This is a genomic window from Thermostichus sp. OS-CIW-31 (genome assembly GCF_054060305.1).
In genome coordinates, this window is the sequence record NZ_JBSSDA010000016.1 from 1 (window position 1) to 25,486 (window position 25,486).

Below are 25,486 nucleotides of genomic sequence, written 5' to 3' on the forward strand. Positions count from 1 at the left end.
AGAAGTTTAAGTGTGGACACTGTGGATGGGAAGGGGATGCGGATTTGAATGGTGCGAATGTGATTGCGCTTTTGGGGGCTGCTGTAAACCAGCCTGGAGGTTCGTGGTTGGCTTGCCAACTGCAGGGCTACCGAAAGCTCGCCCTGTACTGCGAAGCAGTCAGGGTCGGGTAGTTTACTCGGCTCTTTGCCCCCATTGGCCTGGAGATCCACGCCGAAACCCCCGCCGAGATTGCCATCAGCATCACCGCCCAGCTCATCCAGGTGCGACGGGGATCCCCGAAGAGAATGCCCGGCGAAACTCAAGGTGTAGGCTTGCCGGTTAGCCGGAGGACAAGCTAGGCTAGAAAAGCGCCGCGGGGTAGAGCAGCCTGGTAGCTCGTCGGGCTCATAACCCGAAGGTCACTGGTTCAAATCCAGTCCCCGCTATGCCTGAGAGACGGTTGGTTAAAGCAGTGTCCGCACATCCACCACCTTGCCGCTGACTGCCGCCGCTGCCACCATGGCCGGGCTCATGAGCAGAGTGCGCCCGCTGGGGGATCCCTGGCGGCCCTTGAAGTTGCGGTTGGAAGAAGAGGCGCTGATCTGGCGCCCCACCAGCCGATCCGGGTTCATCGCCAAACACATGGAGCAACCGGGATCCCGCCACTCAAACCCTGCCGCCTCGAAGATCTCCCGCAAGCCCTCCTGTTCTGCCTCCTGCTTTACCCGTTCTGAGCCGGGCACCACAAACGCCTTCACCCCTGGGGCCACCCGCCGCCCCTTGGCAATCTTGGCTGCCTCCCGCAGGTCGCTCAAGCGGCCATTGGTGCAACTGCCGATGAAGCAGACATCCACCGGTGTCCCTACAATGGGATCCCCCGGCTGCAAGTCCATGTAGGCATAGGCCTCTTTGGCCAGTTCCCGCTCGCTTTCCGGCAGATCTTCTGGGGCAGGGATCCGCTCATCCACCCCAATCCCTTGGCCGGGGGTGATCCCCCAAGTAACCGTCGGCGCAATGTCTGCGGCTTGGAATACCACCACGTCGTCGTAGCGGGCATTGCCGTCGCTGGCCAGACTTTTCCACCAGGCTACCGCCTCTTCCCAATCGGATCCCTGGGGGGCAAACTCTCGCCCCCGCAAATACTCAAAGGTCACCGCATCGGGGTTGACGTAGCCGCAGCGGGCCCCTCCCTCGATGGACATGTTGCAGAGGGTCATGCGCTCTTCCATGCTCATGGCTTCAATGGCGCTGCCCCCATACTCGTAGGCGTAGCCCACCCCGCCTTTGACCCCCAGCTTGCGGATGATGTGCAGAATTACATCCTTAGCGTAAACTCCCGGCCCCAACTTGCCGTGGATCTCAATGCGGCGCACCTTGAGCTTGGACAAAGCCAAAGTTTGGGTGGCCAATACGTCTCGCACCTGGCTGGTGCCGATCCCAAAAGCAATGGCCCCAAAGGCCCCGTGGGTAGAGGTGTGGCTGTCCCCACAGGCGATGGTCATCCCCGGCAGAGTTAACCCTTGCTCCGGGGCAATCACATGCACGATCCCCTGCCGACCGGAGCCACTGTTGTAGAAACGGATGCCGTATTGCCGACAATTGCGCTCCAGTTCCTGGATCATCTCCTCTGCCAAGGGATCCGCAAAAGGCCGTGCCCGGTTGTCGGTGGGAATGATGTGATCCACGGTGGCCACCGTCCGCTCGGGAAACAGAACCGGCAGATGGCGCTCCCGCAGCATGGCAAAAGCCTGCGGACTGGTCACCTCGTGAATTAGGTGCAGGCCGATGAACAACTGCGTCTGCCCAGAGGGCAAAATCCGCACCGTATGGGCATCCCACACCTTATCGAATAATGTCCTCTCGCTCATCTTCCTCGGCCCGCAGCCAAGTCCTGTAAACTTTCAATGTGCTACTTGGGGAAAAGCTTGTCAAGGCACAGGCCTCCGTTATCTCTGGGCAACGCTGCTGAGCTGAGCGAGATGCAGCCCTTCTTTGAACATCCCCAGCCGGCAAAGGCGGGTCGGAGTCCTCAAGCCAGAAAACCTGTTGCCAGCCCTTCAAACGGGATCCCTGATGGCCGGCCAGGGCAAAAAGCGATAGCCCGCCCCTTCAATGGCGGCGACGATATCCGGCAGGGCCTCTGCAGTGTGGGGCCAGCGATCGTGCAGCAGCAAAACCAGGGGCCGCTCGGAAGCTTGGATCGCCGGCAACTGGGCTCGAATGCGCTCCAAAAGTTGGGCTGCACTTTGGCCGGCGTAGGCATCTTCTGCGCTCATGTTCCAGTAAAGAACGCGATACCCTGCCTGCTCTAAAGAATGGCGCAAAGCAGAGTCTAGGCGAAAACCTCCCGGTGGGCGAACAACCAGTTGGGGATCCAAGTTCAACGCTTTGAGCAGTTGGGTTGTCTGATCCACCTCAGCATAAAACAGCTCATTGCTTCCGTAGAGACGTTGATAATCGTGGGTAAAAGTATGATTGGCTAGGGTGTGGTGATGGGCCTGGATCAATTGAGCCAATTCTGGAAATCGGGAAACGTGGGTGCCGATAACAAAGAAAGTGGCCGGGATCTGAAGATCATCCAAAACCTGTAAAAGTCGGGGGGTGGATTGGGGCCAGGGGCCATCGTCAATGGTCAGAAAGGCAGAACGAGGCGGCACCTCCAGTAAAGGCCCCAGCATTTCTTCCAAGGGCAGTTGCAAAGGTTGGCTGTTTTCCGCCGGATCGAGAAAGTCGGGATCCGGGATCCAGCTATGCTGCAGAAACACCTCCACACGAGGGGGAGCAGGGGTAATCAACAGTCGCCCCGTCTGCTCATTTTGGTTGCCCCAGCTCAGTCGATAGGGCAGATCCGAGGCAATCTCGACGGTTGTTGTACGGGTAATGACTCCGTAGGGGATGTCAATCAAATAGTGCCCGTTCACCTCTTCTTGATGGATCCAGGCTGCAGAAGGAGCTGATAGATAAATGAGCAAATCTTGGGGATTGGCACCGCGCACCACCCGAATGCTTTCAATGGGGAGAATGAGGTTGTATTCCGAGGTGGCCGTCAGGTTCAGCTCAAAAAGAGGCTGGGCCTCTACCGTGCAGTAGTAGATCAGTCCAACCAGTAGGAAAACCAGGCAACATATCAACGCTTTCAGAGAGTGCATAGGAATGGCTTAAGCCTTCGCAACCAATTTTATAGGACAGAAGCTACCTGAGCTCGATAGAGCCCATCAATTTAACCGGAAGGCCCTGCTGGGCTTCTGGGTGGCGAGAGCAGCCGCTCTTCCCATTTACGTGCAGGTGAGGCCCGTCGGATGTCCCGCCAAATGGCTGTGGCAGCTAGGGTGCCATCGGCAACCGCAATCGCCACCTGGTTCAGGCCCTGCTTCAAATCGCCCAGCGCAAACAGCCGCGGATGGGCAGTGCGACACCACTCGTCGGTCAACAGGTTTTCCCCTTGCCATTTCAAGCCGGGGATCCCTTTCAAATAGGCATTGTGGTATCTGGCGCCCATCGCCACCAAGCCGGTAGTTGCTTCGATGTAAGTGCCATCTTCCAGCTCCACACCCTGCAATTGATGGTTTTCTCCAAGAAAGCGGCGAATAGGAGATTCGTAGAGGGGGTAGCCATGATCCGCCAGTTTTTTGCGCATGTCGGGGCCGACCGAGCAGAGGCCGTGGGTCAACACCGAGATATAGGGTGTAAACCAGTTGAGGACAAAAGCTGTATTGATCCGATCTTCCGAATTGACGATCAACACCGCCTTCTGATCCCGCATTTCATAGCCGTCGCAGATCATACAGACATGCAGTGAATAGCCGGCGTAGTCGTAAACATTCTGCATATCCGACAACTGAGGCAGCTCGTCCATAATGCCGGTTGCTGCAATCAGATATTTGCTCCGAAAAATGGGGTAGAGGCTGTTAACTTTTCCCACCTTGACTTTGACCGCAAAGAGGTCTCCCTCATCGGTGGCATCTTCCACGAAGCCGCGCAGGTAATCTACCCCTAAACTGAGGGCGTGCTCTGTTCCCTGTCGCAACAGCTCTCGTCCGGGAGTGGTCGGAGGCAATCCCAGATAATTGCGCAAATCCTGCATCCAAAAAGAGCGGCCTCTGCCCTTCTCCACCACCAGGCAACTCAATCCATAACGAGCCAGATAGATTGCCGCCGATAGTCCCCCTGCTCCTCCTCCGGCCACAATCACGTCATAGATTTTGCCCAAACCAACCTCTAGATTCCTGCTGCTCAGTTTCATAGACGGGATCCCCTCACGAGCTTTTTGCCGGGTGATCTCAGGTCGTTGGCTGCGGCCTGAAAAATCTTAAGAAACTCTATATGTTCCGAGGACTGCTTATCCTGCTGAGTCCACCACATTTCTGTTGAGGCGTGATCCAAGTGAAGGGAGCAGTCCCAACAACCGTCTAGCAACCGTCTAGAATGGGGACTGAACTCCCCCTTAGGAGAAAAGCCCTATGCCAGGTATCTTAGCGGCCATTGCCCTGATCTTTGTCGGCTACCTGTTCAACTCGGTCAAAATCATCAGCCAGGGGTATGAGGCATTGGTGGAGCGTTTGGGCAGGTTTCATCGCAAGCTGACCCCAGGATTGCACTTTATTCTTCCCCCTATCGATAGGATTGTGTTCCAGGAAACCATCCGCGAGAAGGTGTTGGACGTGCCTCCTCAGCAGTGCATCACCAGCGACAACGTCTCTTTGATGGCCGATGCGGTGGTCTACTGGCGCATCACCGACATGATCAAGGCCCGCTATGCGGTCGAGGATGTGCAGCGGGCTTTGATTAACCTGGTGCTGACGGCCTTGCGCGCCGAAATTGGCCGTATGGATTTGGATCAAACCTTTTCCTCCCGCGCCGAGATCAACGCTCGCCTTTTGACAGAGCTGGACGAGGCCACAGATCCCTGGGGGATCAAGATCACGCGCGTGGAAGTCAGGGACATTCAACCCTCTAAGACTGTGCAAGACTCGATGGAAAAGCAGATGGCTGCCGAGCGGGAGAAGCGGGCCGCCATTCTGAAATCAGAAGGGGAGCAGCAGGCCAGCATCAACCAAGCGGCTGGGGCCGCCAAGGCGCAGCTATTGCGGGCAGAAGCGGAGAAACGGGAGCGGCTGCTGTTGGCTGAGGGCACGGCTGAAGCCATCAAGACCATCGCCGCCACTTTGCAACAGAATCCAGAGGCAGCCAATGCGTTGCAATACCTGATGGCGCAAAACTATATCGACATGGGCTTCAAGGTAGGCAGCAGTCCCAGCGCCAAGGTAATCTTCATGGATCCCAATTCGATCCCTGGCACCCTGCAAGGGCTGCTCTCCATGGTGGACGTGGCCAAGGGTGGGGAAGGATCTCGCGCGGCGGCCTCTCAGAAGCTGCGTACCCCGGCTTCTTTCCCAACCGAAGTGGACTTTCCGCGGCTCGACTGAGTTTGACCGACCATGATGGCCCGGGATCCCGATTGGCTGCTAGTGGGACAGGTGGTGGCGGCCCACGGCTTGCGGGGCTGGCTGCGGGTTAGGTGCTGGTCGGATTTTCCAGAGCGCTTCACAGAGCCTGGACCACGCTGGTTGCAGCGGGATACGGATCCCGAGCCCCTGCTGCACCCCTTGATCGAGGGGCAGTTTTTCCCGGCTAAGGGTCTTTATTTGGTGCGACTGGAAGGGATCCCCAATCGAACGGTGGCTGAGACCTGGGTGGGGGCTAGGCTGCTGGTACCGGCTTCCCACCGCTTGCCCTTGCAGCCGGAAGAGTACCACTACCGCGATCTCATCGGCTTGGCCGTCTATCACCAAGGGGAGCTGCTGGGACAGGTTTCGGGGATTTTGGCAGCCGGCCAGGATGTGCTGGAGATAACGACCTCTGATCACCGGCAGGTGTTGATCCCCTTTGTGAAAGCCCTGGTGCCTGTCGTGGACTTGGAAAAAGGCGCGCTTCACGTGCAGCCGCCGCCGGGGCTGGTGGAGAGCTTTCTGGGTTAGAGTTCGGCAAGACGGCCTGACTTCCGTACCTGCATCCCATCCTGAACTTGGCCCTCAGAAGCGTCTGTGTGGCCTTTCTAGCCTTTTGTGCTATTATAGGGGCAGTTTTTTGATGCTAAGCTCATCCTCGGCCTTTAAGGTCAATTTTTCTGGGTTTCTGTTGATCTTGGCCGGGAGCCTTCTTCGGAATTGGAGTTGGGAATGACGGAAAACTACGGTGCAGAGCAGATCCAAGTTTTGGAAGGCTTGGAGGCTGTGCGCAAGCGGCCTGGCATGTATATTGGCTCCACCGGGCCGAAGGGGTTGCACCATTTGGTGTACGAGGTGGTGGACAACTCCGTTGATGAGGCCCTGGCCGGCTATTGCGACGATATTCAGATCAGCCTGCATCCCGACGGCTCGGTAGCCGTCTTGGACAATGGCCGTGGCATTCCGGTGGACATCCACCCCAAAACCGGTCAGTCGGCCCTGGTTACGGTGCTGACGGTGTTGCATGCGGGGGGCAAGTTTGGCGGTGGCGGCTACAAGGTCTCCGGCGGGCTGCACGGCGTGGGCGTGTCGGTGGTGAATGCCCTCTCCGAATGGGTGGAGGTGACGGTTTGGCGAGAGGGCAAGGTTTACTTTCAACGTTTCGAGCGCGGGGCGGTGGTGGGATCCCTGAAATCTGAACCCCAACCCAAGGGATCCAACCGGCGGGGTACAGAGGTGCGCTTCAAGCCGGATGGGCTGATCTTTCCCGAGCGAGAGTTTGACTATGCCCTGCTGGCGGCCCGCTTTCGCGAGTTGGCCTACCTCAATGCCGGCTTGAAAATTACCTTTAGCGATCTGCGGCGGGATCCGCCCCACTGCGAAACCTATCAATATGCAGGCGGCATCAAGGAATATGTGGCCTTCATCAACCACGAAAAAACGCCCATCCACTCCGACATCATCTACATCCGAGGGGAGCGGGATGGCGTGGAGGTGGAAGTGGCCCTGCAGTGGTGCTCGGATGTGTACACCGATACTTTGATTGGCTTTGCCAACAACATTCGCACCAGCGAAGGAGGCACCCACCTAGAGGGCCTGAAAACCTCTCTCACCCTCACCATCAACAGTCAAGCCCGCAAGCTCAACAAGCTGAAAGACTCCGACAGCAACCTGGCTGGAGAAAATGTGCGCGAGGGGTTGACGGCCATCGTCTCGGTCAAGGTGCCCAACCCCGAGTTTGAGGGGCAAACCAAAACCAAGTTGGGCAACACCGAGGTGCGGGGCATTGTGCAAACCCTCGTCTCCGAGGCGCTCACGGAGTACTTGGAATTCAACCCCAACGTGGCCAGGGGGATCGTCGATAAGGCCATCCAGTCCTTCAATGCTGCCGAGGCAGCCCGGCGGGCCAGAGAATTGGTGCGGCGCAAATCTGCCCTGGAATCTTCCACGCTGCCGGGGAAGTTGGCCGATTGCAGTTGCCGCGACCCGGCGGAGTCTGAGGTGTATTTGGTGGAAGGCGACTCTGCAGGGGGCAGCGCCAAACAAGGTCGGGATCGGCAGTTTCAGGCGGTGTTGCCCTTGCGCGGCAAGATCCTCAACATTGAAAAGGCGGATCCCGCCAAGATCTACAAAAACGCCGAAATTCAGGCCATGATCACAGCGCTGGGTTTGGGAGTTAAAGGCGATGAATTTGATCCCAGCCAACTGCGCTACCACCGCATCATCCTCATGACCGATGCCGATGTGGACGGTAGCCACATTCGCACCCTGTTGCTGACCTTTTTCTACCGCTATCAAAAGGCGCTTCTGGAACAGGGCTATGTCTATATCGCCTGTCCGCCGCTCTACAAAATCGAGTGGGGCCGCAACAATGTTCGCTATTGCTACAGCGACGCCGAGAAAGACCAGATCCTGCGGGGGCTGCCTGCCAACACCAAGTACACCATCCAACGGTTCAAGGGTCTGGGGGAAATGATGCCCGAACAACTTTGGGAGACCACCATGAACCCGGCAACGCGCACCCTCAAACAAATCACCATCGAAGATGCGGTGGAGGCGGATCGCATTTTCACCATCTTGATGGGAGATGCTGTTGGTCCCCGACGGGAGTTTATTGAGGCCCACAGTGCCCATTTGGATCTGGCGGCTCTCGATATTTAGCGACTCTCGATATTGGGTGGAGAGAACTCTGTCCCGCCTCTTCGGGGCCCACGGCAGGGGGAAAGTGCTCCGCACCGCTGGCGCGAACGTAACGGTGCTGCAGACGAGGCCGCGAGCAGCCAAAAGCTCCCGGACGGGGCAAGATCCCGGCTGCAGCCCAGACCCTGTGGCAAAGTGAGGGAGGAGCGCTTAAGATCCTGCCATGCCTGCATTGCTTACGGCTCTTCTTGCGGTGCTGGGGGGCTATCTCCTGGGATCCATTCCAACCGGCTACTGGGTAGGTCGTTGGTGGGGAGGCATCGATATTCGCCAACAGGGATCCGGCTCTACCGGAGCAACCAATGTGTTGCGGACGTTGGGCAAGGGGCCCGCCCTGCTGGTGTTGCTGGTGGATGCTGCCAAGGGGGCAGCAGCAGTGGCTCTGGGATCGGCCTTGGGATCCGCGTGGTGGGTGGTTTTGGCGGCATTGTTCGCGGTGATCGGCCATAGCCGTTCCTGCTGGCTGGGCTTCAGGGGGGGCAAATCGGTGGCCACCAGCCTGGGGATCTTGTTGGCCATGGCTTGGCCGGTAGCCCTGGCAACTTTCGGGGTCTGGCTGCTGGGGATCGCCCTCACCCGCATCGTTTCCTTCAGCTCCCTTTTGGCGGCAGTTGCGGCTCCGGTGGTGATGTGGGCAACAGCTCAACCTTTGCCCTATTTGTTGTTTGCGTTGGCGGGCGGGGTGTATGTGATCGGTGCTCATCGGCGCAACATCGAGCGCCTACTGGCCGGGTCGGAGCCGCGCATTGGCCAAAAATGGACGCAATCTCCCTAATTTTCAAGGCACTGTGAAGCAGCTGTATTACTCCGCAACGCTATGCAACCGACCACAGTGGTTTTTGTCTACGGATCCCTGCTGCGGGGCGGCCAATACCACAGCTTGCTGCAGGGGGCAGAATTTTTGGGGACAGACAGCCTCAACCACATTGATCTTTACAGTCTCGGCCCCTACCCGATGGCAGTTCGTGGCCGAAACCGGCTCTACGGCGAGTGCTACCGCATCCCCTTGAGTCTATTGCCCCGATTGGACGAACTGGAAGACCACCCGCGGGTGTACGAACGGCAGTGGGTGCAACTGGATAGCGGCACCTTTGCCTGGGTTTATCTGGGTCGGCCTGAGCAGGTGCAAGGGTGCTCGCTCATCCCCAGTGGCCGCTGGCTGGCTAGAGATCAAAGTGGAGCTTGACGCCCTCAACATACTGGGGCAACACCAAAGACTCTATCCCACTGTTGTGCTCCGCACCGCTGTCGCGAACGCGAACGGCTGCCGACGGATCCCATTCTTGGGAATCAGACTCTTTGGCGGAGAGAACACCGGCATCCACAGGGCTGGAAACGCGCTCCAGGTAGTAGATGCGATCCCCGCGTCGCCAAATGTCTGGCTCAGGCAGGTAGAAGAGCCGACCCGGTCGAGATGAGCCGCTCCTCAGCCGCTGCGGGCGCACCAACAACAAGGGCAGGCATAGATCGGCTTTGATCCGATAGGCAAACTGATCCCGCAGCCGTTCAAGGGTGGGATCCTCCAGTCCCATCTGGGCCAGGAAGGGATTGGGCAGCGCTGGTGCTGAAAAAGCGCTCCGCACCGCTGTCGGGAACGACTCTTGAGCCGTCAAGACATCAGCTTTATTGCTCCGCACTGCCTCCGGCAGGGTTGAGGCCGCATTCGCAGAAGTGTCACGTAGCGATAAAGGGAGAGGCAGGCCCAGGTCTGCCAACGTGGGTAGGGTGATCGAGCGCAGCTCAGCCCGGTTGGCCTCCAGATAGCCGGCCCAGCGCTGCAGTTGGGGGAAGGAAGGCTGCAAGGTGCGGATCCCTTCTGAGATGGGCATATCCGGCAGCAACACCGTCCAGATGGTGGCCGAAACCGAGAGTTTCACCATCAACTCGGCAATGGCCCAGTTCACCTGCGGATCCAGAGTCAGGATCAACAGAGTTTCCGCATGGTCGATATCGGCCTTCAACAAAGCAGACTCGTTCAGTACAGCTTCCTGCAGGGATCCGGGGATGGCTTCTGGCTTGCCGACTTCCTGGCTTGGGGCAGACTTGTGGGTGCCGTTGCCGTCAGAGGAATGAAGTTGTGGGGGCAAGCCATCTGCTGGACGACGCTTCGGTGTTCCTGACAGGGATGTGGAGGACTTACGGGATGGCGGGATGGAGTCCTTACCGTCTGTTGGGTGGGGAGCTTTGTAGCTGCCGTGCCCATTTTTGGAAGACCCAGAAACCAACGGGATCACCTCGACCGTCTGGTTGAGCGAGCGCATCAACTGGGCCAATTGGTTGGTGAGGGGATGATCGCCGATGATTATGGTGGAACTGCCCTGATCCAGACCCAGCCAACGGGCCACCCAAGCCGCGGTCAGCCCCTGTACCGTCACCGTCACCGAGATGGTCAAAAACACCAGCGCCTTGAGGGCATCTCCCCCGGTAATGCCCCGTTCTGTCAGCAAAATGGCAAACAAGGAGGCCACCGAAGCCGCCACAATGCCCCGAGGAGCCAGCCAAGCCACAAACAGCTTCTGCCGCCAATTCAGGTCGCTGCGCCAGGTACACAGCCACACGCTCAAGGGGCGGATGACCAGCATCAAACACAGCACTGTGGCCAGGGATCCCCAGCCCAGGGCAAACACCGCCTTGAGGGAGAGCGTGGCAGTCAGCAGGATAAAGATCACAGAGATGGCCAACACCACCAACTGGCCGTGAAACTGCCGCACACCCCGCTCGGCAATGGCCGCCTTCTGCCGCACCACCAGGCCCGCCATCACCACCGCCATCAGCCCCGCCTCCGATCGCAGCGACTGGGCCAAGGCAAACACCCCCAGCGCCCCTGCCAGCACCACCGAGTTGCGCAACTCCTCGGTTAAAAACTGCCGCGACCAAAGCAGGAAGGATCCCATCAGCCAGCCCCCCAGCGCTCCCACCGCCGACCCGATGGCCAGACGGCTGGACAACTGTTCCAAGGCCATGAGAAAACTGGGATGGCCAGAGAGCACCACCTGCAGCACCACCACCGCCAAAATGGCCCCGATGGGATCGATGAGCACCCCTTCTCCTTCCAGGAGGGTGCTGACTGCCGGATCGACCCGTACCCGCTTCAAGATGGGGTTGATCACCGTCGGCCCTGTTACCACCACCAGGGATCCAAACAAAAAAGCCAGCCGCCAGGGAAACTCCCCCAGATAGTGAGCTGCTGCCGCTCCCCCCACCAAGGTCAGCAGGGATCCCAACAAAACCAAATTGCGCAGGCTATCGGATACCTGATTGAGACGTTGCAGCCGCAGGTTCAGTCCCCCCTCAAACAAGATCAGAGCCACCGCCAACGACACCAGCGCTTCCAGCCCGGATCCCATGACTTGGGGATGAACCCAGCCCAAACCATCTGGCCCCAGCAACAGGCCAAACAGCAGCAGGAATACAATGCTGGGCACTTTGACAAAATTGGCCAGCACCTGAGCAGCGATCCCAGCCACCAGGGCTAGCGTAAACAGGATCGTCAGCTCAAATGAATCTTGCATATTGAGGCTTAACCGAACGCAATAGCGGGACGGAGCCCTTACCTTTCCAGCTACTGAACGCCAACCCTCTCATTGTTTCCATCGTTTTGTTTCCATCGTTAACGTCGTTATTACTCCGCAACGCTAACGCCAATACAGACTGCTGGAAAGTCTCCAATCGTCAAGGTGGCTCTGCCCATCACGTCAGCAGTTCATGAGCTCGAACATGCAGAGTTAACATTTAGTTAACCTCTGTGTGCTGGCTCCATAAAGTTGCAAAAGCTACACCCAGCTCCACTCTTTCTACAGTACACACGACTTACCTCAACCTATCACAGAGCGAGCTTGACGACCACTCTGGCATTGGGAGCCCTGTTGGAATGAAGGCCAATTAACATGCTGCCAGAAATCTCCCCTTCTAGGCTTTCTCGCCTTCTGAGCGGCTGAGACCGGTCTCTAAGGGCTTAACGCGACGGATAGGCAGATTGGCAATAAGAGCAGTCGTTCCCCCTTCCGTGGCCAAGTGAAACTGCATCCCTTCTGAATCCAGCTCCACATAGCGGGACACCACCCCCAAAATCTCCAGGCGCATTGATTCCAGCGCCGCCGGGGTGAGGTCAGCGCGGTCATGGGCCAAGATCAGCTTCAACCGTTGCTTGGCTTGCTGGCGGCTGTTGCCGGAGTGCCGAGAAAAAAGCTGATCCAAAAAATCGAGGAGCATAGGTTTTGTTGGCTTTGTTACTCAGTTGTAAACAGGTCAAAATTGCCATTGCAACCTGGATGAATTAGAGATGGAACAGTCGTCAGAGCACCTTTTGGTTTAAAAACCGTTTGGCCCGCTCCCAAAAGGACTCGCCCAAACTGGCCATCTTGGGGAAGTCCACTGTTTCCCCTTCCAGCCGTCGGGCAATGCGCTGGATGGCCTGAGCAGCCAGAGTTGGATTGGCGGAGAGAACCAGGGGCTCCCCTTTGTTGGTGGAGACGATCACCTCGCGGTCTTCTGGAATAATACCCACCAACGGGATGGCCAGCACCTCCACCACATCTTCCACCGACATCATCTGGCCGGCTGCCACCATGTCCGGGCGCAGGCGGTTGACAATCAGCTGAGTCGATGAAATCTGGGCGGCTTCCAACAAGCCCACCACGCGATCTGCATCCCGCACCGCTGCCACTTCTGGGGTGGTGATGATGATGGCCTCGTTGGCCCCGGCAATGGCATTGCGAAACCCTTGTTCGATCCCTGCCGGACAATCGATCAGCACGTAGTCATGGCTGCTGGCCAGCTTCTCGATCAACTGGCGCATCTGATCCGGATTCACCGCCGTTTTGTTGCGGGTTTGGGCTGCCGGCAACAGCGAGAGATGGGGGGTGCGCTTGTCTTTCACCAAAGCCTGCTCGAGGCGGCACTCCCCGGCAATCACCTCTAGGGCCGTGTACACCACCCGATTCTCCAGCCCCAGCAGCAAGTCCAGGTTGCGCAGGCCAAAGTCTGCATCCACCACCACCACCGAGCGACCCAAGCGCGCCAAGGCAGTGCCCAGGTTGGCCGTCACGGTGGTTTTGCCGACTCCACCTTTACCAGAGGTCATGACGATGACTCGGCTCATACTCCTCTCCGCAGAAAATCTTGAAGGCTGGCGATGCAGATGACATCTTCCTGTAGGTAAACCACTTCAGGGGTGTTGGGCAGGGATCCACCTTCTGGCGGACGGGCCACTTGATCGGCAATGCGCAACTGAGTGGGCTCCAACTGCAAAGCCAAAATTACAGCTCCCTTGTCGCCGTTGGCCCCCGCGTGAACCAGGCCCCGCAAGCGTCCCCAAACCCAAATATCTCCTCCAGCAATGATCTCGCCGCCGGGGTTGAGATCCCCCAACAGGAATACGGATCCTCTGTGACGCACGGACATGCCAGAGCGCACTGTCGAACGTAGGTACAGAGGTGTGGTGTCTGGGGGAGCAGGGGGAACTGCCTCCAAAAGGGAAGATTGCTCCACAGAATACCCCAACGTCGCTGCTGCAATCGCTGTCGAGCGGGATCGAGTTTGAACGCGCCACAGTTGCAGTCCATGCTGAGACAATAGGGCAGCAAGAAGTTGTAGGGTGGGCATGTCCAGCTCTCGCTGCTGGCTCCAGAGGGTGAGGGGAGCGACTCCGGCCCAGTAGGGTTTGCGGCTGCGCAACTGCCAAACCAGGTTTTCCCAAAGCTCCTCCCAAGGCAAGGTGCTGGGCAAGTGCAGATGGATCCCCTGGGCATCCGACCGAAAGTAAACGCTGCCCGTGGCCCAGGAGTCTGGAGATGGGGAGATTTCAGGGTTCCATGTAGGGGATCCCGTCATGACCACCCTTAAACGTCTGCCTGAATATAGAGCCCTATCCTATTCCATTCCCCCAAGCCAGGGGAAACTCTCTCGGCGGTTGCCCTTGATAGCAAAGCGGTTTCGCTTGGGTGGCAGGACAATCTTACTTCGGGATCGCTAACTTGAGGGTACTTGATGGAGCCAATTCCTGATGTTGAAACCTCGCCACACCCTCAGGCTGCTCGCGCCAGCAGGACAGGATCCTCTCCTCTCCAAGGGGTGGAGTTCTCGCGCGGTGAGACCGGTCGCCATTGCCCTACTCAGCATTCTTGCGGCATCTGGGATGGGATCCCCTGCCCATGCCCAAGATCTGGGCCGTTTGCTGATTCATGGCCTTCAGTGGCTGCAGGTGAGCCAGTTGAACGATGCCCAAGAGGTGAGCTTAGGCCGCCAGATCGATATTCAGGTCAAATGGGGGCGCGTCCAGGGTAGAAGCTCGAGCTGCAGGAGCAAACCAAAGCAGCAACGCCCACAGAGCCGGTGCCGGCCACCTTGCCCAGCGCCAATAGGAATAGGGGATCCCTGCCATAGACCTTGCTAGCTCACTCCAGCTTTAGTGTACCGTCCGTTTTGGGTTTTGCCAGGGAGTGGCTGAAGTGAAGAGTTGGTTTAGAATATCTTTAGATTTGGGCCCATTTGAACTGGGGGAGGCCGACCTTTAGCCTTGCCAACGGTATGCCTCTTCCGCAGCGCTCCACTGGATCTAGCTTCCTGCCCTTTCCCGTCCTGTTTTGTTCATTATCTCTATTATCTCTACCAACTCAGGAGTTTCTTATGGCCGTTCCAAATGGTCATTCCGGCACGCTTCCAGAGCAAGAGGCTTCTTCTATGGGAAAGGACGCCCTCCCGCTAACGCAAACGGGTAACGCTCTAAACCTGGCTCCCCTGCCTGCTGATGGGGCCTCTGCGGCTGCTCAGATGCCGGTACTGCTGGGGGAGAAATCCGGCCCGCCCGTGTTTCCCAGCCCTGTCAAGTTCAGCGAAATTGAGATTGACCACCGTCCGGTTGGGGCTTCAACCCTGAAAGTGGTGGATTACTATGCCGACGGACGTCCAGTTGCTGCTGCAACTCTCAAAGTCGTGGACACTTGGGGGGAGGGACGCCCAACGGTTGCCTCTGGCGCCAAATTCATCCATGACCCCGCGCTCAATCGGCCGATAATGGCCGATGGCCTGAAAATTGCCAAAACCTTTATGGGCAACCGACCCATTGAGGCCAGCCCTCTCAAGGTGCTGCGCTAGCCCAGATCCCCAAGGGGGGCCAGGGATCCCCTTGCTAACCTAGGTTAGGGCACATCCGGTTAGTGATTATGGAGATCCTGGCGGTTCTCTTGGGGCTGTTGGCGAGCTTGGGAGGAGGAGCGGGCTATCTGGCGGATCAGACGGCGCGGCAGCTTCTGTTGGATCAGTTGGATCGGGCAGAGGTTTTGGAGGTGCGTATTCAAAGCCAGCCCAATTACCGACTGCTGAATGGCCAAGCGGATCGCCTGCTGATTGCCGGTCGCGGGCTCTATCGAGCGCCCTTTCCCCGCATCGAGCTTCTGGAGCTGGAAACTGATCCGGTGGCAATTGACCCTTCTTTTTTCCAGGGGGCTCCCTTGCGCCTAGCGCGACCTCTGCAAGCTGCGGTGCGGGTGTTGGTGCGGGAAGAGGACTTGAATGCTGCCCTCAACAAGCCAGAGGTGCTCCGCCAGTTTCAGGATATCCGGGCCGATCTGCCTTTTGGGGGAGCGGGAAGGGAAGCTCGCCGTTTCGATCTGCGTCAGCCCCGCGTCGAGTTTTTGGATCCCAGCCGCATTCAGCTCTCTGCCCTCTTGGTGGAGAAAGACGGCGGTACTGAGCAAAAGGACTCCGTCCCGCTAACGCGAGCGGTGGAGGTGGTGTTTAACACCGGGATCCGCGTGGAAGAAGGGCGCAGCCTAAAGCTGGAGAATCCGGAGTTTGTGATCGGTTCTGTGCGGGTTCCCGATGAGATCTCAGCAGCGTTTTTGGGCGGGCTCAATGAGGTGCTTGACCTGCAAGAGCTGGAAGAGATTGGGATCCTGATGCGGGTGCTCAGCCTAGAGATAGAGCCTGACCAGTTGCAGGTGATTGGGTTTGTGCGGGTGGAAGGGTTGGAAAGGACCTCGTCCCGCTAACGGGGATCCCCATTGAGCAGGGATGAGCTCCCCAGGGCTGCGCTCTAGCAGGAGAGCTGCTCTGTCAAACTGGATAAAGATCAGCCAGGCTGGAGATGGGATTATGGCCTTCGATTGGTTTCGCCGCCGCTATACCGACTCTACCGACTCTCCTGGTGAAGCGGAGTCTTCGCCACCAGCCCCCGCGCCAGCCACAGAACCGGCGGAGATCTCCCCTGAAGACTATTTGGCTTTTGCCAAAGCCGCCTATGCCAACCTGAAGGCCCGTGCTGCTGCCCAAGCCCCACCGGCAACCCAGGACTCTGTCCCACCTGCGCCAGCGGAAGGGATCCCTGCAGAATCCGTCCAGCTGCAGCCACCGGCCTCGACTGAGGACTCCGGCCCACTTGCCCAAGCAGAACCCCGTGAACCCGTCCAGTCCTCCACTCCAACACAAGAACCAGCATCTCCAGAATCGCCCCCTGTGCAGCCGGCGGCAGCTCCCTCGTTTTTCGATCTGGCTCCCCGTGCTGCTGAGCGTCTCCAAGCCCTGCAAGCCAGCGCCGTGGATGAGCCCAAACCCGAGCCGGTGACTCCAGCCGTTGCTCCCTCTCCAGAGACGGGGCCGGAAGAGCTGGTCTTCGATGAGGGCTTCCGCTGGTCAGCCGAGATCTTGGCGGCTCAAGGGCGCAAACCGGAAGAGATTTCCGTTGAGGAAATCTCCTGGCTGCAAAAGCTGCGGCGAGGCTTGGGCAAAACCCGCCTTAACCTGATCAACCAGTTGAAAGCCCTGGTAGGCCGCGGCCCTCTGGATCAGAAGGCTGTGGAAGAAATTGAGGCCCTGTTGCTGCAGGCCGATGTGGGGATCGACGCCACCGAGCAGATCATCCAAGCCCTACAAAAGCGCATGCGAGAGGAGGTGGTGCCCCCAGAGGAGGCCGTCAAATACCTCAAGCAGCAGATGCGGCAGATGTTGACGGTGGGGAATCCCACCTTTGCCCCACAACGGGACACGCTCAACATTTGGCTGATTGTCGGGGTGAATGGGGCGGGCAAAACCACCACCATTGGCAAAATTGCCCATGTCGCCCGCAAGTCTGGATACCGCTGTCTGATTGCTGCTGCTGATACTTTCCGGGCTGCTGCTGTGGAGCAGCTCAAGGTTTGGGCAGAGCGAGCAGGGGTAGAGGTGATCGCCAATCCCTCTCCCAATGCCGATCCGGCAGCGGTGGTTTTTGACGCCATCACAGCCGCCAAGGCCAGGGGCACCGAGTTGCTGTTGGTGGACACGGCAGGCCGTCTGCAAAACAAGAAAAACCTGATGGACGAGCTAGCCAAGATCCGCCGCATCGTTGACAAAAAAGCTCCCGAAGCCAAAGTAGAAAGCCTTCTGGTGCTGGATGCCACCCAAGGGCAAAACGGGTTGCGCCAAGCCGAGGTGTTTGCCGAGGCTGCCAAGTTGAGCGGTGTGATCCTGACTAAGCTGGATAGCACCGCCAAGGGGGGGATTGCCCTGGCCATTACGCAGCAGATGAACCTGCCCATCCGCTTTATCGGCGCCGGCGAGGGGCTAGAAGATCTGCGGCCTTTTTCCAGCTACGAGTTTGTGGAAGCTCTTCTAAGCGAGTATTGAGGCACCCCCTCTCTGAGAAGGGCCATTGTGAAAGAGAGACACACAGATCCAGGCTTTGTTGGGCGTCGCCCCCGCTTTCTGCCCTGGAGTGCTGCAGTGGTGGGGGCAGGTTTGCTTTGGGCTTGGGGTGGGCACCGCTGGATCCAGAGCGGGTTGAACCTGGTTCGGGCGGGATCCACGCAGGATACAGAAGCTTTGCAGGAATTTGTAACCACCTTGGCTCAGGTGTTGTCGGGGGTGCTGGGCTTTACCCTCTCGGTGGTGGCCATTGTGGTGCAGTTGAGCGCGGATCGCTTCACGCCAAAGGTCACGGAGCTGTTTTTGCGCGAGAAAGTCAATTTCTACCTCTTCTTTTTCCTGATTTTGGCCAATGTGGTCAGTTTGTGGAGTTCGGCAGCCCTGGGCTTTTACGTTCGTGTTGGCGTTGCGGAGCAACACCCTCCAGGGTTGCTCGTCGGGCTGAATCTGCTGCTGGGCACAGCTTCGTTTTTGATGCTGATCCCCTACTTTCGCTTCGTGTTTCACTTCTTGCAACCGGCCTCGATTATCCATCGCATTGAGCAGCAGGTGCGGCAGGCCGTTTTGGGATCCCTTGCTTCCAGGAGATCAGGATCGGACTCCGGATCCAAGAGGGGCTATTTCTCCCGTTGTTCACTGCAACTGCGGCCTCGTCACGACAACGTTGTGCAGCAACAGCGATGCGCAGGAATACAGGGTGCCGTAGGCATAGCAACAGAGCAGCACTCTCCAATGGGCGAATGCTCGCCAGCTCATCAGCGCTGCCTCTCGGCTCTGGATGAAATCAAAAGCATCGCCACCAGTGCTCTCCGTCAGCAGGAGGGGAGCATTCTCCTGGAAGCCTTGGACAGCTTGAAGTCTCTGTGGGTCTTCTATGCTGCTCACAAAGCACAACTGCCCCCTGCCTGGTTTCTCTTTACCCCGGCTCTGCGGCGGGATCCAGACTTTGCTTCGGTGGATAAGGGACTCTTGAGCCAGATTGAGGCAGAAGGATCCTGGCTGGAGCTGAAGATCCTGCGGCAGTATCAAGCCTTATTTGCCGAAGGGCTAAACGGCATGCGCCAGGCGAGCACCCTGGTGGCCATTCACAGCCGGGAGCTGGGGATCCGCGCCCTGGAAACCCAACAACTCACGGTAGCGGGGTGGGTGATCAAGTTTTTCAATACCTATCTGCGGGCCGTCATCAACGCGCGAGACATCCGCAGCGGCTACAACCTGCTCAAGCAATACCGTTTGTTGGCCGAGGCAGCCCTACAACACCGCCAGTCGGCTCTGGTCTTGCAGATTGTTGGCTACTTTCGCTACTACAGCTTAATTGCCTACAAAGCTGGCCTCTTTTTCCTATCTGAAACCTTTGGCTTTGATCTGGGAATGTTGGCCCAGTCGAGCTGTGCTCTGGGCTCTGAAACAACGGAAGCCATTGTGCAAGCCTTGTTACGTCTGGATCAGGATCCCGAAAGCGAGCAACAGGAAACCACCCTGCGTGGGATCCGCAAAACCCAAGTCCGCTTGGCAGCCTATTTCCTCAGTCGTGGCCGGGAGGACTGGGCCAGGCTGATCTATCAGGATATGCAGCACGAGCCCCTGGCGCGCCTACAGAGCATCCACCAAGAGCTGCTCTCTACGGCTGCAGAGTTTTGGGAGTTTACCGACCGGGGGGAGAACTTCTACTACTTGGAGCCCGCTCTTTGGCCCTATGCCGAGCAGTTTTTTAGCTGGTTTCAGGGCTTAACCTTGCCGGCAGATAAGCTGAAAAGCTCCTCTGGATCTCTGGAGCTTCCCTAAAAAATTCTGCCGCTCGCGTAAGCGGGACGGAGTCCTTGTCTAGTCTGGTTAGAGCCGCCCCTTGCTGACTTGTCCCATGCGTCCTTTCGGCAACCCCAACCGTCTGGGCAGTTCTCCTAGCCGCAGATCCCTGCCGGGATCCAGCTCCTTCGTTCAGTTTCGCCGCGACCCGCACCTAGTGCCCTTTTGGGGCCTAAGCCTACTAGTCATGGGCCTGGCAGTGCCTCTGTTTGTGCTTTCGGGGGCGGATCCCAGTTTGGCCGGCTGCGACGAGAGCTTTTATGCCCAAATGGCCCGCGAGCTGCTGCGGGGAGGGCATTGGCTGGGGCCCACTTTTTTGGGGGAGCCTTTTTTCGAGAAACCCCCTCTGCTCACCTGGAGCGTGGCCCTCAGTTTTGCCCTGTACGGGGTAAACGAGTGGGCAGCGCGGCTGCCAGGGATCCTCGCTGCTTTGCTCTCCATTCCCCTGGTGGGTTGGATTGGGTGGTTTTTTTTGCCGATGCGGGCGGCCTTTTTGGGGATGGCGGTTTTGCCCCTGTGCTACCTCTGGGTGCAGCAGGGGCGGCTGGTGGGGCAGGATGTGCCCTTGACCTTTCTGGAGCTGCTGGGGATCCTGGGGCTGGTCAACGGTATCCGCGGCCACAGGGTTTGGTTTTGGCTAACCGGAGTGGCCTTCGGGCTGGGCCTGCTGATGAAAAGTGCCATGATCCTGCTGCCGGGGGCGGCTTTGATCCCCTATCTCGTGCAGCAACGGCGCCGCTGGATGGGATCCGCCCCATTTTGGCTGGCGCTTGGGCTGGGCTTGGGGATTTTTGGCCTCTGGCTAGGTCCAGCCATGCAGGTGTATGGCCCACAGGTGCTGACCACCCTGGTGGGGAAGGTGTGGGATCTGGGGCAAGAGCCCTTCCATGCGGATGCCACCGGCTGGTACTACTTTTGGCACATTCCCGTTCATGGCTTCCCGTGGACGGTTTTGGCTTTGGTGGGTGGCTTTCTCCTGGTGCGCCAGCAGCCGGGATCCACGCTGCTAATCTGGTCTTTCCCCCTGCTGCTGCTGTTGTTGTTGCAGCTTTATCCCACCAAAACCCCCTACTACACCGTGCAGCTTTACCCTTGGCTGGCTCTCTTGGCCGGGGTAGCCTTGGATCAAGCGTTGGCTATGCGGGGTCGCGTCAGCGGTGCGGAGCACTTAAAGCCCCGTCTGGCTCAGGTGATCTCTTGGGGCCTGGCAGCGGTGGGGCTGCTGCTGTTGGGTTTGGGGGTGGCCGTCCGGCTGGGCGTAGACGGTCTGGAGCTTCTGCAATCCCACGCTTGGCCGCTGGTGGCGATGGGTCTTTTGTACCTCTTGCTGCCGGGGATCTGGAGTTGGTGGCGGGTGTTGCGCTGCGCCGGCGAGCTGTGGGTGGGAATCCTCTTGTTGGCCGGGATCCTCGCCATGATCACCATCGTCTTGCGGCCTGATTTCGGCAACTTCAGCCCTGCTTTTGCCCAAATGGATTGGAACCAAATGCTGCCCCCGTCCGTTCGCGCTATTCGGACGGAGTCCTCGACAGAGTCTGGGGAGACGGTGGTGGATATTGGCCGCAGCGGCTTGCCGGATGTCTGTCAGGCCCAGGCCATCGCTTTTTATACCCCTAATCCGGGGAGATGGGTGGATGATCAGGCTCTGCGACGAGGGGAGCATGGAGACTACCTTTGGGTATCTCCGGTGCAGGCAGAACAGGTGGAGATCCGGGATTTGGGGTTACAACCTCTGGCGGAGGTGGAGGGCTGGCAACTGGTGCGCCGTTTGGATCCCCTCTTGGAGCAGGGCAGCGGGGAGCCTCTTTGAGTTTAAAAATCTTAAGTTTAAGAATCCTAGGAAGTGTTAAAGCATGGCGGGAATAGCGGAATCGGGCCGGTCGTGGGTGTCTCTAGAGCGTACCTGGGTAATCCAGGGATTGGCTTGGCTGGCAGCGCTGCTATTTGTGGCGGGGGTGATCCTGCTGGCGGGGGCTTCACCTCTCCAGGTGGCGGCCAGCATGTGGCAGGGGGCCTTCGGCACTGAAGCTCAGTTTGGCCGGGTTTTGGCAACGCTGGCTCCCCTTGTCCTCTGCTGCTGTGGGCTGGTGTTTACGTTTGTTGCCGGTCTCTACAACTTGGGCATCGAAGGGCAAATGGTGGTCGGGGCAATTGCGGCCACGTTTCTGGTGCGTCTGGAAGCGGGATGGTTGCCGCCGCCACTGGCCATTACCTTGGCGCTTTTGGCCGGGATCCTGGGGGGGGCGGGCTGGGGCCTGTTGGCCGGGATCCTGAATGTGTGGGGGCGGGTCAACGAGATCTTCGCTGGGCTGGGGCTGAATTTTGTTGCCCAAGGTTGGGTGCTCTACCTGATCTTCGGCCCTTGGAAAAGGCCGGGGGTGGCTTCCATGAGCGGGACGGAAGTGTTGGATCCCCGTCTGTGGTTGCCCACCTGGGGGCGGTCAGAGGCCAGTCCGGTGGCGTTGCTGCTGGCCCTGTTGGCTTTGGCCCTGACGGTGCTGGTGGTGGGCAACACTCGCTTCGGCCTGCAGTTGCGGGCGGTGGGGAAAAACCCTGTAGCTGCTTTCCGGTTGGGGATCCCGGCTACCCGCAGGTTGCTCATGGCATTTGCCTGCTGTGGGGGCTTAGCAGGGCTGGCGGGCGCCTTGCAGGTGTTGGCTCTGTTCCATCGCCTCATCCCCAATATCTCCAGCAATTTGGGCTTTCTGGCCTTGTTGGTGGTGATGCTGGCAGGCTTTAACCCCCTGCTGATTTTGCCGATTGCCTTTTTCTTCAGCAGTCTTAACATCGGCAGCTTGCAACTGCCTCTCTCTTTGCAATTGGAGTCTTCTTTGGCCGGTGTGATTCAGGGATCCCTGGTGTTGTTCGTCTTGCTGGCCCAAGGGATCAGCCGCCGCTACTTCCTTGGGAAAGGTTAATGGCTTCGGCGATTTCTGGGATCCCTTTGCGTTAGCGTTGCGCAACAACGAGATTTAACTCCTATCGCGGGGGAAAACTTTGGATTTTTCTGCTCAGGACAGTGGTGCGGTTCCTCTGCCGTAGGCATAGCACCATCAACATCGGGAAATAAGGTTATCGTAGAAGGATGAATCGGACATCCCCTTTTTCAAATCGACCGCTCATCGGCGTTACCACCCGCAACCGCAATGACGAGGGAGACTTTGTAGCGCCAGGCCGTTATGTGGATGCCATTCGTGCTGCCGGAGGGATCCCTGTTCTTTTTCCCCCAGGCGAAAGCGAACCCCAGGTTTTGCTGTCTTGGGTGGATGGCCTGGTGTTGACCGGTGGCGGCGACCTCTGCCCCAGCACCTTTCGCGGTAGCGGGACGGAGTCCTTTGGAGAGGATCCGCAACATCCCCAGGTGCGCTATGTGAACGCGGAGCGGGATCGATTTGAGGTGGCCTTGGCTCAGGCCGTGCTGGCCCAGGGGATCCCTGTTTTAGGCATTTGCCGGGGGATGCAATTGTTAAATGTGGTCAGTGGCGGCAAGCTGTTCGCGGTAGCGGGACGGAGTCCTTTCCCCCATGTGCCTGATGTGTACGACGAGCTGGATCACTTCAACCCCGCTGATCGCGGTAGCGGGACGGAGTCCTTTCGCAAGCCCATTCGCCACAATGTCAGCCTGATCCGCTCCACACGGCTACACCAAATCGTCGGCGCAGAAGAAATCTCTGTGGTCTCTTGGCACCATCAGGCCATCCGCGATGTGCCCTCAGGTTGGCGTTTGGCTGCCCGTTCTCGAGATGAGCTGTTCGCGGTAGCGGGACGGAGTCCTTTCGAGGCCATTGAACACGAAACCCACCCCTGGGCTGTTGCCGTGCAGTGGCACCCCGAGTTCACCTTTGAAGAAGCCGTTCGCGGTAGCGGGACGGAGTCCTTGCACTTCCGTCTGTTTCAAGCCTTTGTGCAGGCAGCACTGCGTTTTTCCCCGCGCCTAGCTGGCCTGCTGCCCAACCCTGAGCCCGTACCCCAAGTCGCCTGAGGAAGGTTCCCGGCCAGAGGACAGTCCTGCCGTTGGAGAATCATCCAACAGTTATCCCGTCAGTTATCCCGTGCTAACTGCTAGGCGGTGCCCCCTTGTCAAGAAGCGCCGTTGTCGCTACGCGACGCTAACGCGAACGCGGTAGCGGGACGGAGTCCTTTCCCGTCAGGGTGCCGTGGGCATATGAACAGGGAGCGACCGCTGGAGAGGGTTGTCTCTCTAGGGCTGGCTTTTGCCAGCTCAGCTCTTTTGGGTGCCTGCGGCGAGTGGAACTCTTCCCGAGCAGACCGGGTCAGTTGCCTAGCGATGCCTTTGTGCGCCTTTACGATGCCATCGGCAATGAACTCTGGAGCCACCAGTTTAGAACCCCTGACCAAGAAAACTGGGTTGCAAGCCCTGCCCTTAAGGGCGGCTTTTACTTCATCGCTACGTGACGCTTTCGCGGACGCCTGCGGCGGCGCAGAGCGCTATAGTCTGTCTTAGTTGGGGCACCGGTGAAAGTAAGTGTATCGCGTCCGCAGGCTCAAGTTAGGAACTTCCCCACAGTTGCACCAGTTGGCTTTGGCAGCAGGCCAGCTGTATTCCCAAACCCTCGTTTCCTTTTGGCGGGTAGTCCGTAAAAAAGGTTTGTGGTTGAAACCCGCAAGCTTAATGCGCTGGTTCCCCAACAGCCCAGAAAATGAGCTCCATGCCCACAGTGCTGACGCCGTAGTGCAGAGCTTCTGTGCTGCCCTGAAATCCTGGCGCAGCCGCCGCAACAGCGACCCCACCGCCAAGCCCCCCAAAAGACGGCGGCGCTACTTCAAGGTCATCTGGAAGTCCTCTGCCATTAGGGTTCGGGGTGGGAAGTTAGTTCTTTCCAACGGCAAGACCAACCCGCCTGTGGTCATTTCTTGGGCGTGGGAGACTCCAGTCTAAGTAGAAATCGGCTGGGACGGCAAGCAGTACGAGCTGCGGGCCTGCTACGACCCCAGCAAACGGCAGGCGGAGAGGAAAGAAGAGGAAACACCAAAGGCCGGGGAAGTGGCAGGGGTGGATTTGGGAGAAGTGCATCTGGCCGTTGCCCACGATGGGAAGGAAACTTTCATAGCCAACGGGCGGTTGCTGCGTTCCCAAAGGCGTTACCAGAACAAGCTGAAGGGCAAGCTCTCCAGGCTAATGGCTCGCAAGAAGAGAGACTCACGGCGGTGGAAGCGGTTAGTTCGTTCTAAGCAGCGTCAGTTAGCTAGGCTGGCAAAGCAGATGGCGGACATTCTCCACAAGCAGACGACCAGGTTGGTCTCCACGCTCCAAGCAAGAGGCGTGCAGACGGTTGTGATTGGGGACATCCGGGATATCCGGCGGTCGGCCCAGTACAACAAGGTAGCCAACCAGAAAATCCACCAAATGCTGTCGGGACAGGTGCGGCGGATGCTCACCTACAAGGCAGAGCAGTTGGGGATGCGGGTGGTGTTGCAAGAGGAGCGGTACACCTCGCAGAAGTGCCCGCGCTGCAACATGCTCCACAAGCCCAGTGGTAGGGAGTATCATTGCCGAGCCTGTGGCTTTAGGTTTCACCGCGACGGTGTGGGTGCAGTGAATTTGAGACGGAAGTATCTGGGGCAGTTCGATGTCCCAGTAGTTGGGGTGATGGCATCCCCCATTGGGTTGAGGTATTGGCCTCACGCCCAATGTAGCCCGGCAAGTGAAAGTCGTTTCACAAACCGGGAAAGAATCCCTCGCCTTTAGGCGGGAGAGAATGTCAATGGATCGGTTCTCTTGCTTCGGATAGAAGGGGAAATCTTTGGGTGGCGGGGGTAACTTGGGGAGCCTTTCCTGACCAACCCCGAGCGGGCATGAAAGATGTCTTGGTACTCAAATACGCTCGTTAGGCTGAGGCTTTGCCAGGGCGGGATCCCTCTGCGGCAGCTCAACACCCCAGTAGCCAGCAGAAAGCTGCCCCATGCTA

At 58.4% G+C, this 25,486-nt stretch carries 22 protein-coding genes, 1 tRNA gene and 2 pseudogenes; 17 read left to right on the forward strand and 8 right to left on the reverse strand.

Annotation, left to right across the window (positions count from 1 at the left end):
* The 3 genes and pseudogenes from ACVWY9_RS10000 to ACVWY9_RS10010 form a co-directional block, all read left to right on the forward strand.
* Positions 1-173: pseudogene (locus tag ACVWY9_RS10000) on the forward strand (RNA-guided endonuclease TnpB family protein); the annotation flags it as partial.
* Between the two features lie 6 nt (positions 174-179).
* Positions 180-341 (forward strand): annotated as a pseudogene (locus ACVWY9_RS10005) (XdhC family protein); the annotation flags it as partial.
* 13 nt (positions 342-354) lie between these two features.
* Positions 355-428: transfer RNA gene (locus tag ACVWY9_RS10010), tRNA-Met, on the forward strand.
* An 18-nt stretch (positions 429-446) separates the two neighbouring features.
* Here the strand turns inward: ACVWY9_RS10010 and leuC are convergent.
* The 3 genes from leuC to ACVWY9_RS10025 form a co-directional block, all read right to left on the reverse strand.
* Complete coding sequence (gene leuC, locus ACVWY9_RS10015) at positions 447-1,850, reverse strand: 3-isopropylmalate dehydratase large subunit (RefSeq protein ID WP_011431994.1); 1,404 nt, start codon at positions 1,848-1,850, stop codon at positions 447-449.
* A gap of 189 nt (positions 1,851-2,039) precedes the next feature.
* Positions 2,040-3,131, reverse strand: a complete 1,092-nt coding sequence (locus tag ACVWY9_RS10020) for a polysaccharide deacetylase family protein (RefSeq protein ID WP_457388245.1) — start codon at positions 3,129-3,131, stop codon at positions 2,040-2,042.
* A gap of 71 nt (positions 3,132-3,202) precedes the next feature.
* A complete protein-coding gene (locus tag ACVWY9_RS10025) occupies positions 3,203-4,225 on the reverse strand; it encodes an NAD(P)/FAD-dependent oxidoreductase (protein WP_414349648.1) in 1,023 nt (340 codons plus the stop codon).
* A 217-nt stretch (positions 4,226-4,442) separates the two neighbouring features.
* Here ACVWY9_RS10025 and ACVWY9_RS10030 point away from each other — a divergent pair, with 217 nt between their 5' ends.
* The 5 genes from ACVWY9_RS10030 to ACVWY9_RS10050 all read left to right on the forward strand — a co-directional run bounded on the left by ACVWY9_RS10030 (position 4,443) and on the right by ACVWY9_RS10050 (position 9,315).
* Positions 4,443-5,408 carry an SPFH domain-containing protein gene (locus ACVWY9_RS10030; protein WP_457388246.1) on the forward strand — a complete coding sequence of 322 codons (966 nt, stop codon included), beginning with the start codon at positions 4,443-4,445 and terminating at the stop codon, positions 5,406-5,408.
* A gap of 12 nt (positions 5,409-5,420) precedes the next feature.
* Entirely contained in the window at positions 5,421-5,960 is a 540-nt protein-coding gene (rimM, locus tag ACVWY9_RS10035; protein ID WP_011431990.1) for a ribosome maturation factor RimM, read from the forward strand.
* Between the two features lie 201 nt (positions 5,961-6,161).
* Positions 6,162-8,090 (forward strand): DNA topoisomerase (ATP-hydrolyzing) subunit B, encoded by a 1,929-nt coding sequence (gene gyrB / locus ACVWY9_RS10040; protein WP_457388247.1) that lies wholly within the window; start codon positions 6,162-6,164, stop codon positions 8,088-8,090.
* Between the two features lie 202 nt (positions 8,091-8,292).
* Positions 8,293-8,904 (forward strand): glycerol-3-phosphate 1-O-acyltransferase PlsY, encoded by a 612-nt coding sequence (gene plsY / locus ACVWY9_RS10045; RefSeq protein ID WP_457388248.1) that lies wholly within the window; start codon positions 8,293-8,295, stop codon positions 8,902-8,904.
* Between the two features lie 42 nt (positions 8,905-8,946).
* Entirely contained in the window at positions 8,947-9,315 is a 369-nt protein-coding gene (locus tag ACVWY9_RS10050; protein WP_414329655.1) for a gamma-glutamylcyclotransferase family protein, read from the forward strand.
* On the opposite strand, the gene ACVWY9_RS10055 is transcribed toward ACVWY9_RS10050, so the two are convergent.
* From ACVWY9_RS10055 to ACVWY9_RS10075, 5 genes are all read right to left on the reverse strand, one after another.
* A complete protein-coding gene (locus ACVWY9_RS10055; protein WP_457388249.1) occupies positions 9,293-11,641 on the reverse strand; it encodes a cation:proton antiporter domain-containing protein in 2,349 nt (782 codons plus the stop codon). The two genes, ACVWY9_RS10050 and ACVWY9_RS10055, sit on opposite strands and share 23 nt — an antisense overlap.
* A 397-nt stretch (positions 11,642-12,038) precedes the next feature.
* Positions 12,039-12,341: a cell division topological specificity factor MinE gene (minE, locus tag ACVWY9_RS10060; protein ID WP_011431985.1), complete on the reverse strand. Its 303-nt coding sequence runs from the start codon at positions 12,339-12,341 to the stop codon at positions 12,039-12,041.
* An 82-nt stretch (positions 12,342-12,423) separates the two neighbouring features.
* Positions 12,424-13,230, reverse strand: a complete 807-nt coding sequence (minD, locus tag ACVWY9_RS10065) for a septum site-determining protein MinD (protein ID WP_457388250.1) — start codon at positions 13,228-13,230, stop codon at positions 12,424-12,426.
* The gene (gene minC, locus ACVWY9_RS10070) at positions 13,227-13,961 is read right to left on the reverse strand and encodes a septum site-determining protein MinC (RefSeq protein WP_457388251.1); all 735 of its coding nucleotides are present in this window, start codon (positions 13,959-13,961) and stop codon (positions 13,227-13,229) included. The genes minD and minC overlap by 4 nt, the downstream gene beginning before the upstream one ends.
* A 403-nt stretch (positions 13,962-14,364) precedes the next feature.
* Positions 14,365-14,511, reverse strand: coding sequence for a hypothetical protein (locus ACVWY9_RS10075; RefSeq protein WP_414424419.1), 147 nt, complete (start codon positions 14,509-14,511; stop codon positions 14,365-14,367).
* Positions 14,512-14,810: 299 nt separating this feature from the next.
* On the opposite strand from ACVWY9_RS10075, the gene ACVWY9_RS10080 reads away from it, so the two are divergent.
* The 9 genes from ACVWY9_RS10080 (at position 14,811) to ACVWY9_RS10120 (ending at position 25,266) form a co-directional block, all read left to right on the forward strand.
* Positions 14,811-15,224 carry a hypothetical protein gene (locus ACVWY9_RS10080; protein WP_457388252.1) on the forward strand — a complete coding sequence of 138 codons (414 nt, stop codon included), beginning with the start codon at positions 14,811-14,813 and terminating at the stop codon, positions 15,222-15,224.
* A 68-nt stretch (positions 15,225-15,292) separates the two neighbouring features.
* Positions 15,293-16,120 (forward strand): LmeA family phospholipid-binding protein, encoded by an 828-nt coding sequence (locus ACVWY9_RS10085; RefSeq protein ID WP_414416603.1) that lies wholly within the window; start codon positions 15,293-15,295, stop codon positions 16,118-16,120.
* 103 nt (positions 16,121-16,223) lie between these two features.
* Positions 16,224-17,732 carry a signal recognition particle-docking protein FtsY gene (gene ftsY, locus ACVWY9_RS10090; protein WP_457388253.1) on the forward strand — a complete coding sequence of 503 codons (1,509 nt, stop codon included), beginning with the start codon at positions 16,224-16,226 and terminating at the stop codon, positions 17,730-17,732.
* 27 nt (positions 17,733-17,759) lie between these two features.
* A complete protein-coding gene (locus ACVWY9_RS10095; protein WP_457388254.1) occupies positions 17,760-19,535 on the forward strand; it encodes a DUF2254 family protein in 1,776 nt (591 codons plus the stop codon).
* A gap of 76 nt (positions 19,536-19,611) precedes the next feature.
* Entirely contained in the window at positions 19,612-21,366 is a 1,755-nt protein-coding gene (locus tag ACVWY9_RS10100; RefSeq protein ID WP_457388255.1) for an ArnT family glycosyltransferase, read from the forward strand.
* 43 nt (positions 21,367-21,409) lie between these two features.
* Entirely contained in the window at positions 21,410-22,474 is a 1,065-nt protein-coding gene (locus ACVWY9_RS10105; RefSeq protein WP_011431976.1) for an ABC transporter permease, read from the forward strand.
* Between the two features lie 167 nt (positions 22,475-22,641).
* Entirely contained in the window at positions 22,642-23,538 is an 897-nt protein-coding gene (locus tag ACVWY9_RS10110; protein WP_457388256.1) for a gamma-glutamyl-gamma-aminobutyrate hydrolase family protein, read from the forward strand.
* Positions 23,539-24,171: 633 nt separating this feature from the next.
* Positions 24,172-24,456 carry a hypothetical protein gene (locus ACVWY9_RS10115; RefSeq protein WP_457388257.1) on the forward strand — a complete coding sequence of 95 codons (285 nt, stop codon included), beginning with the start codon at positions 24,172-24,174 and terminating at the stop codon, positions 24,454-24,456.
* A gap of 33 nt (positions 24,457-24,489) precedes the next feature.
* A complete protein-coding gene (locus ACVWY9_RS10120; RefSeq protein WP_457388284.1) occupies positions 24,490-25,266 on the forward strand; it encodes an RNA-guided endonuclease InsQ/TnpB family protein in 777 nt (258 codons plus the stop codon).
* The last annotated feature ends 220 nt before the right edge of the window (positions 25,267-25,486 follow it).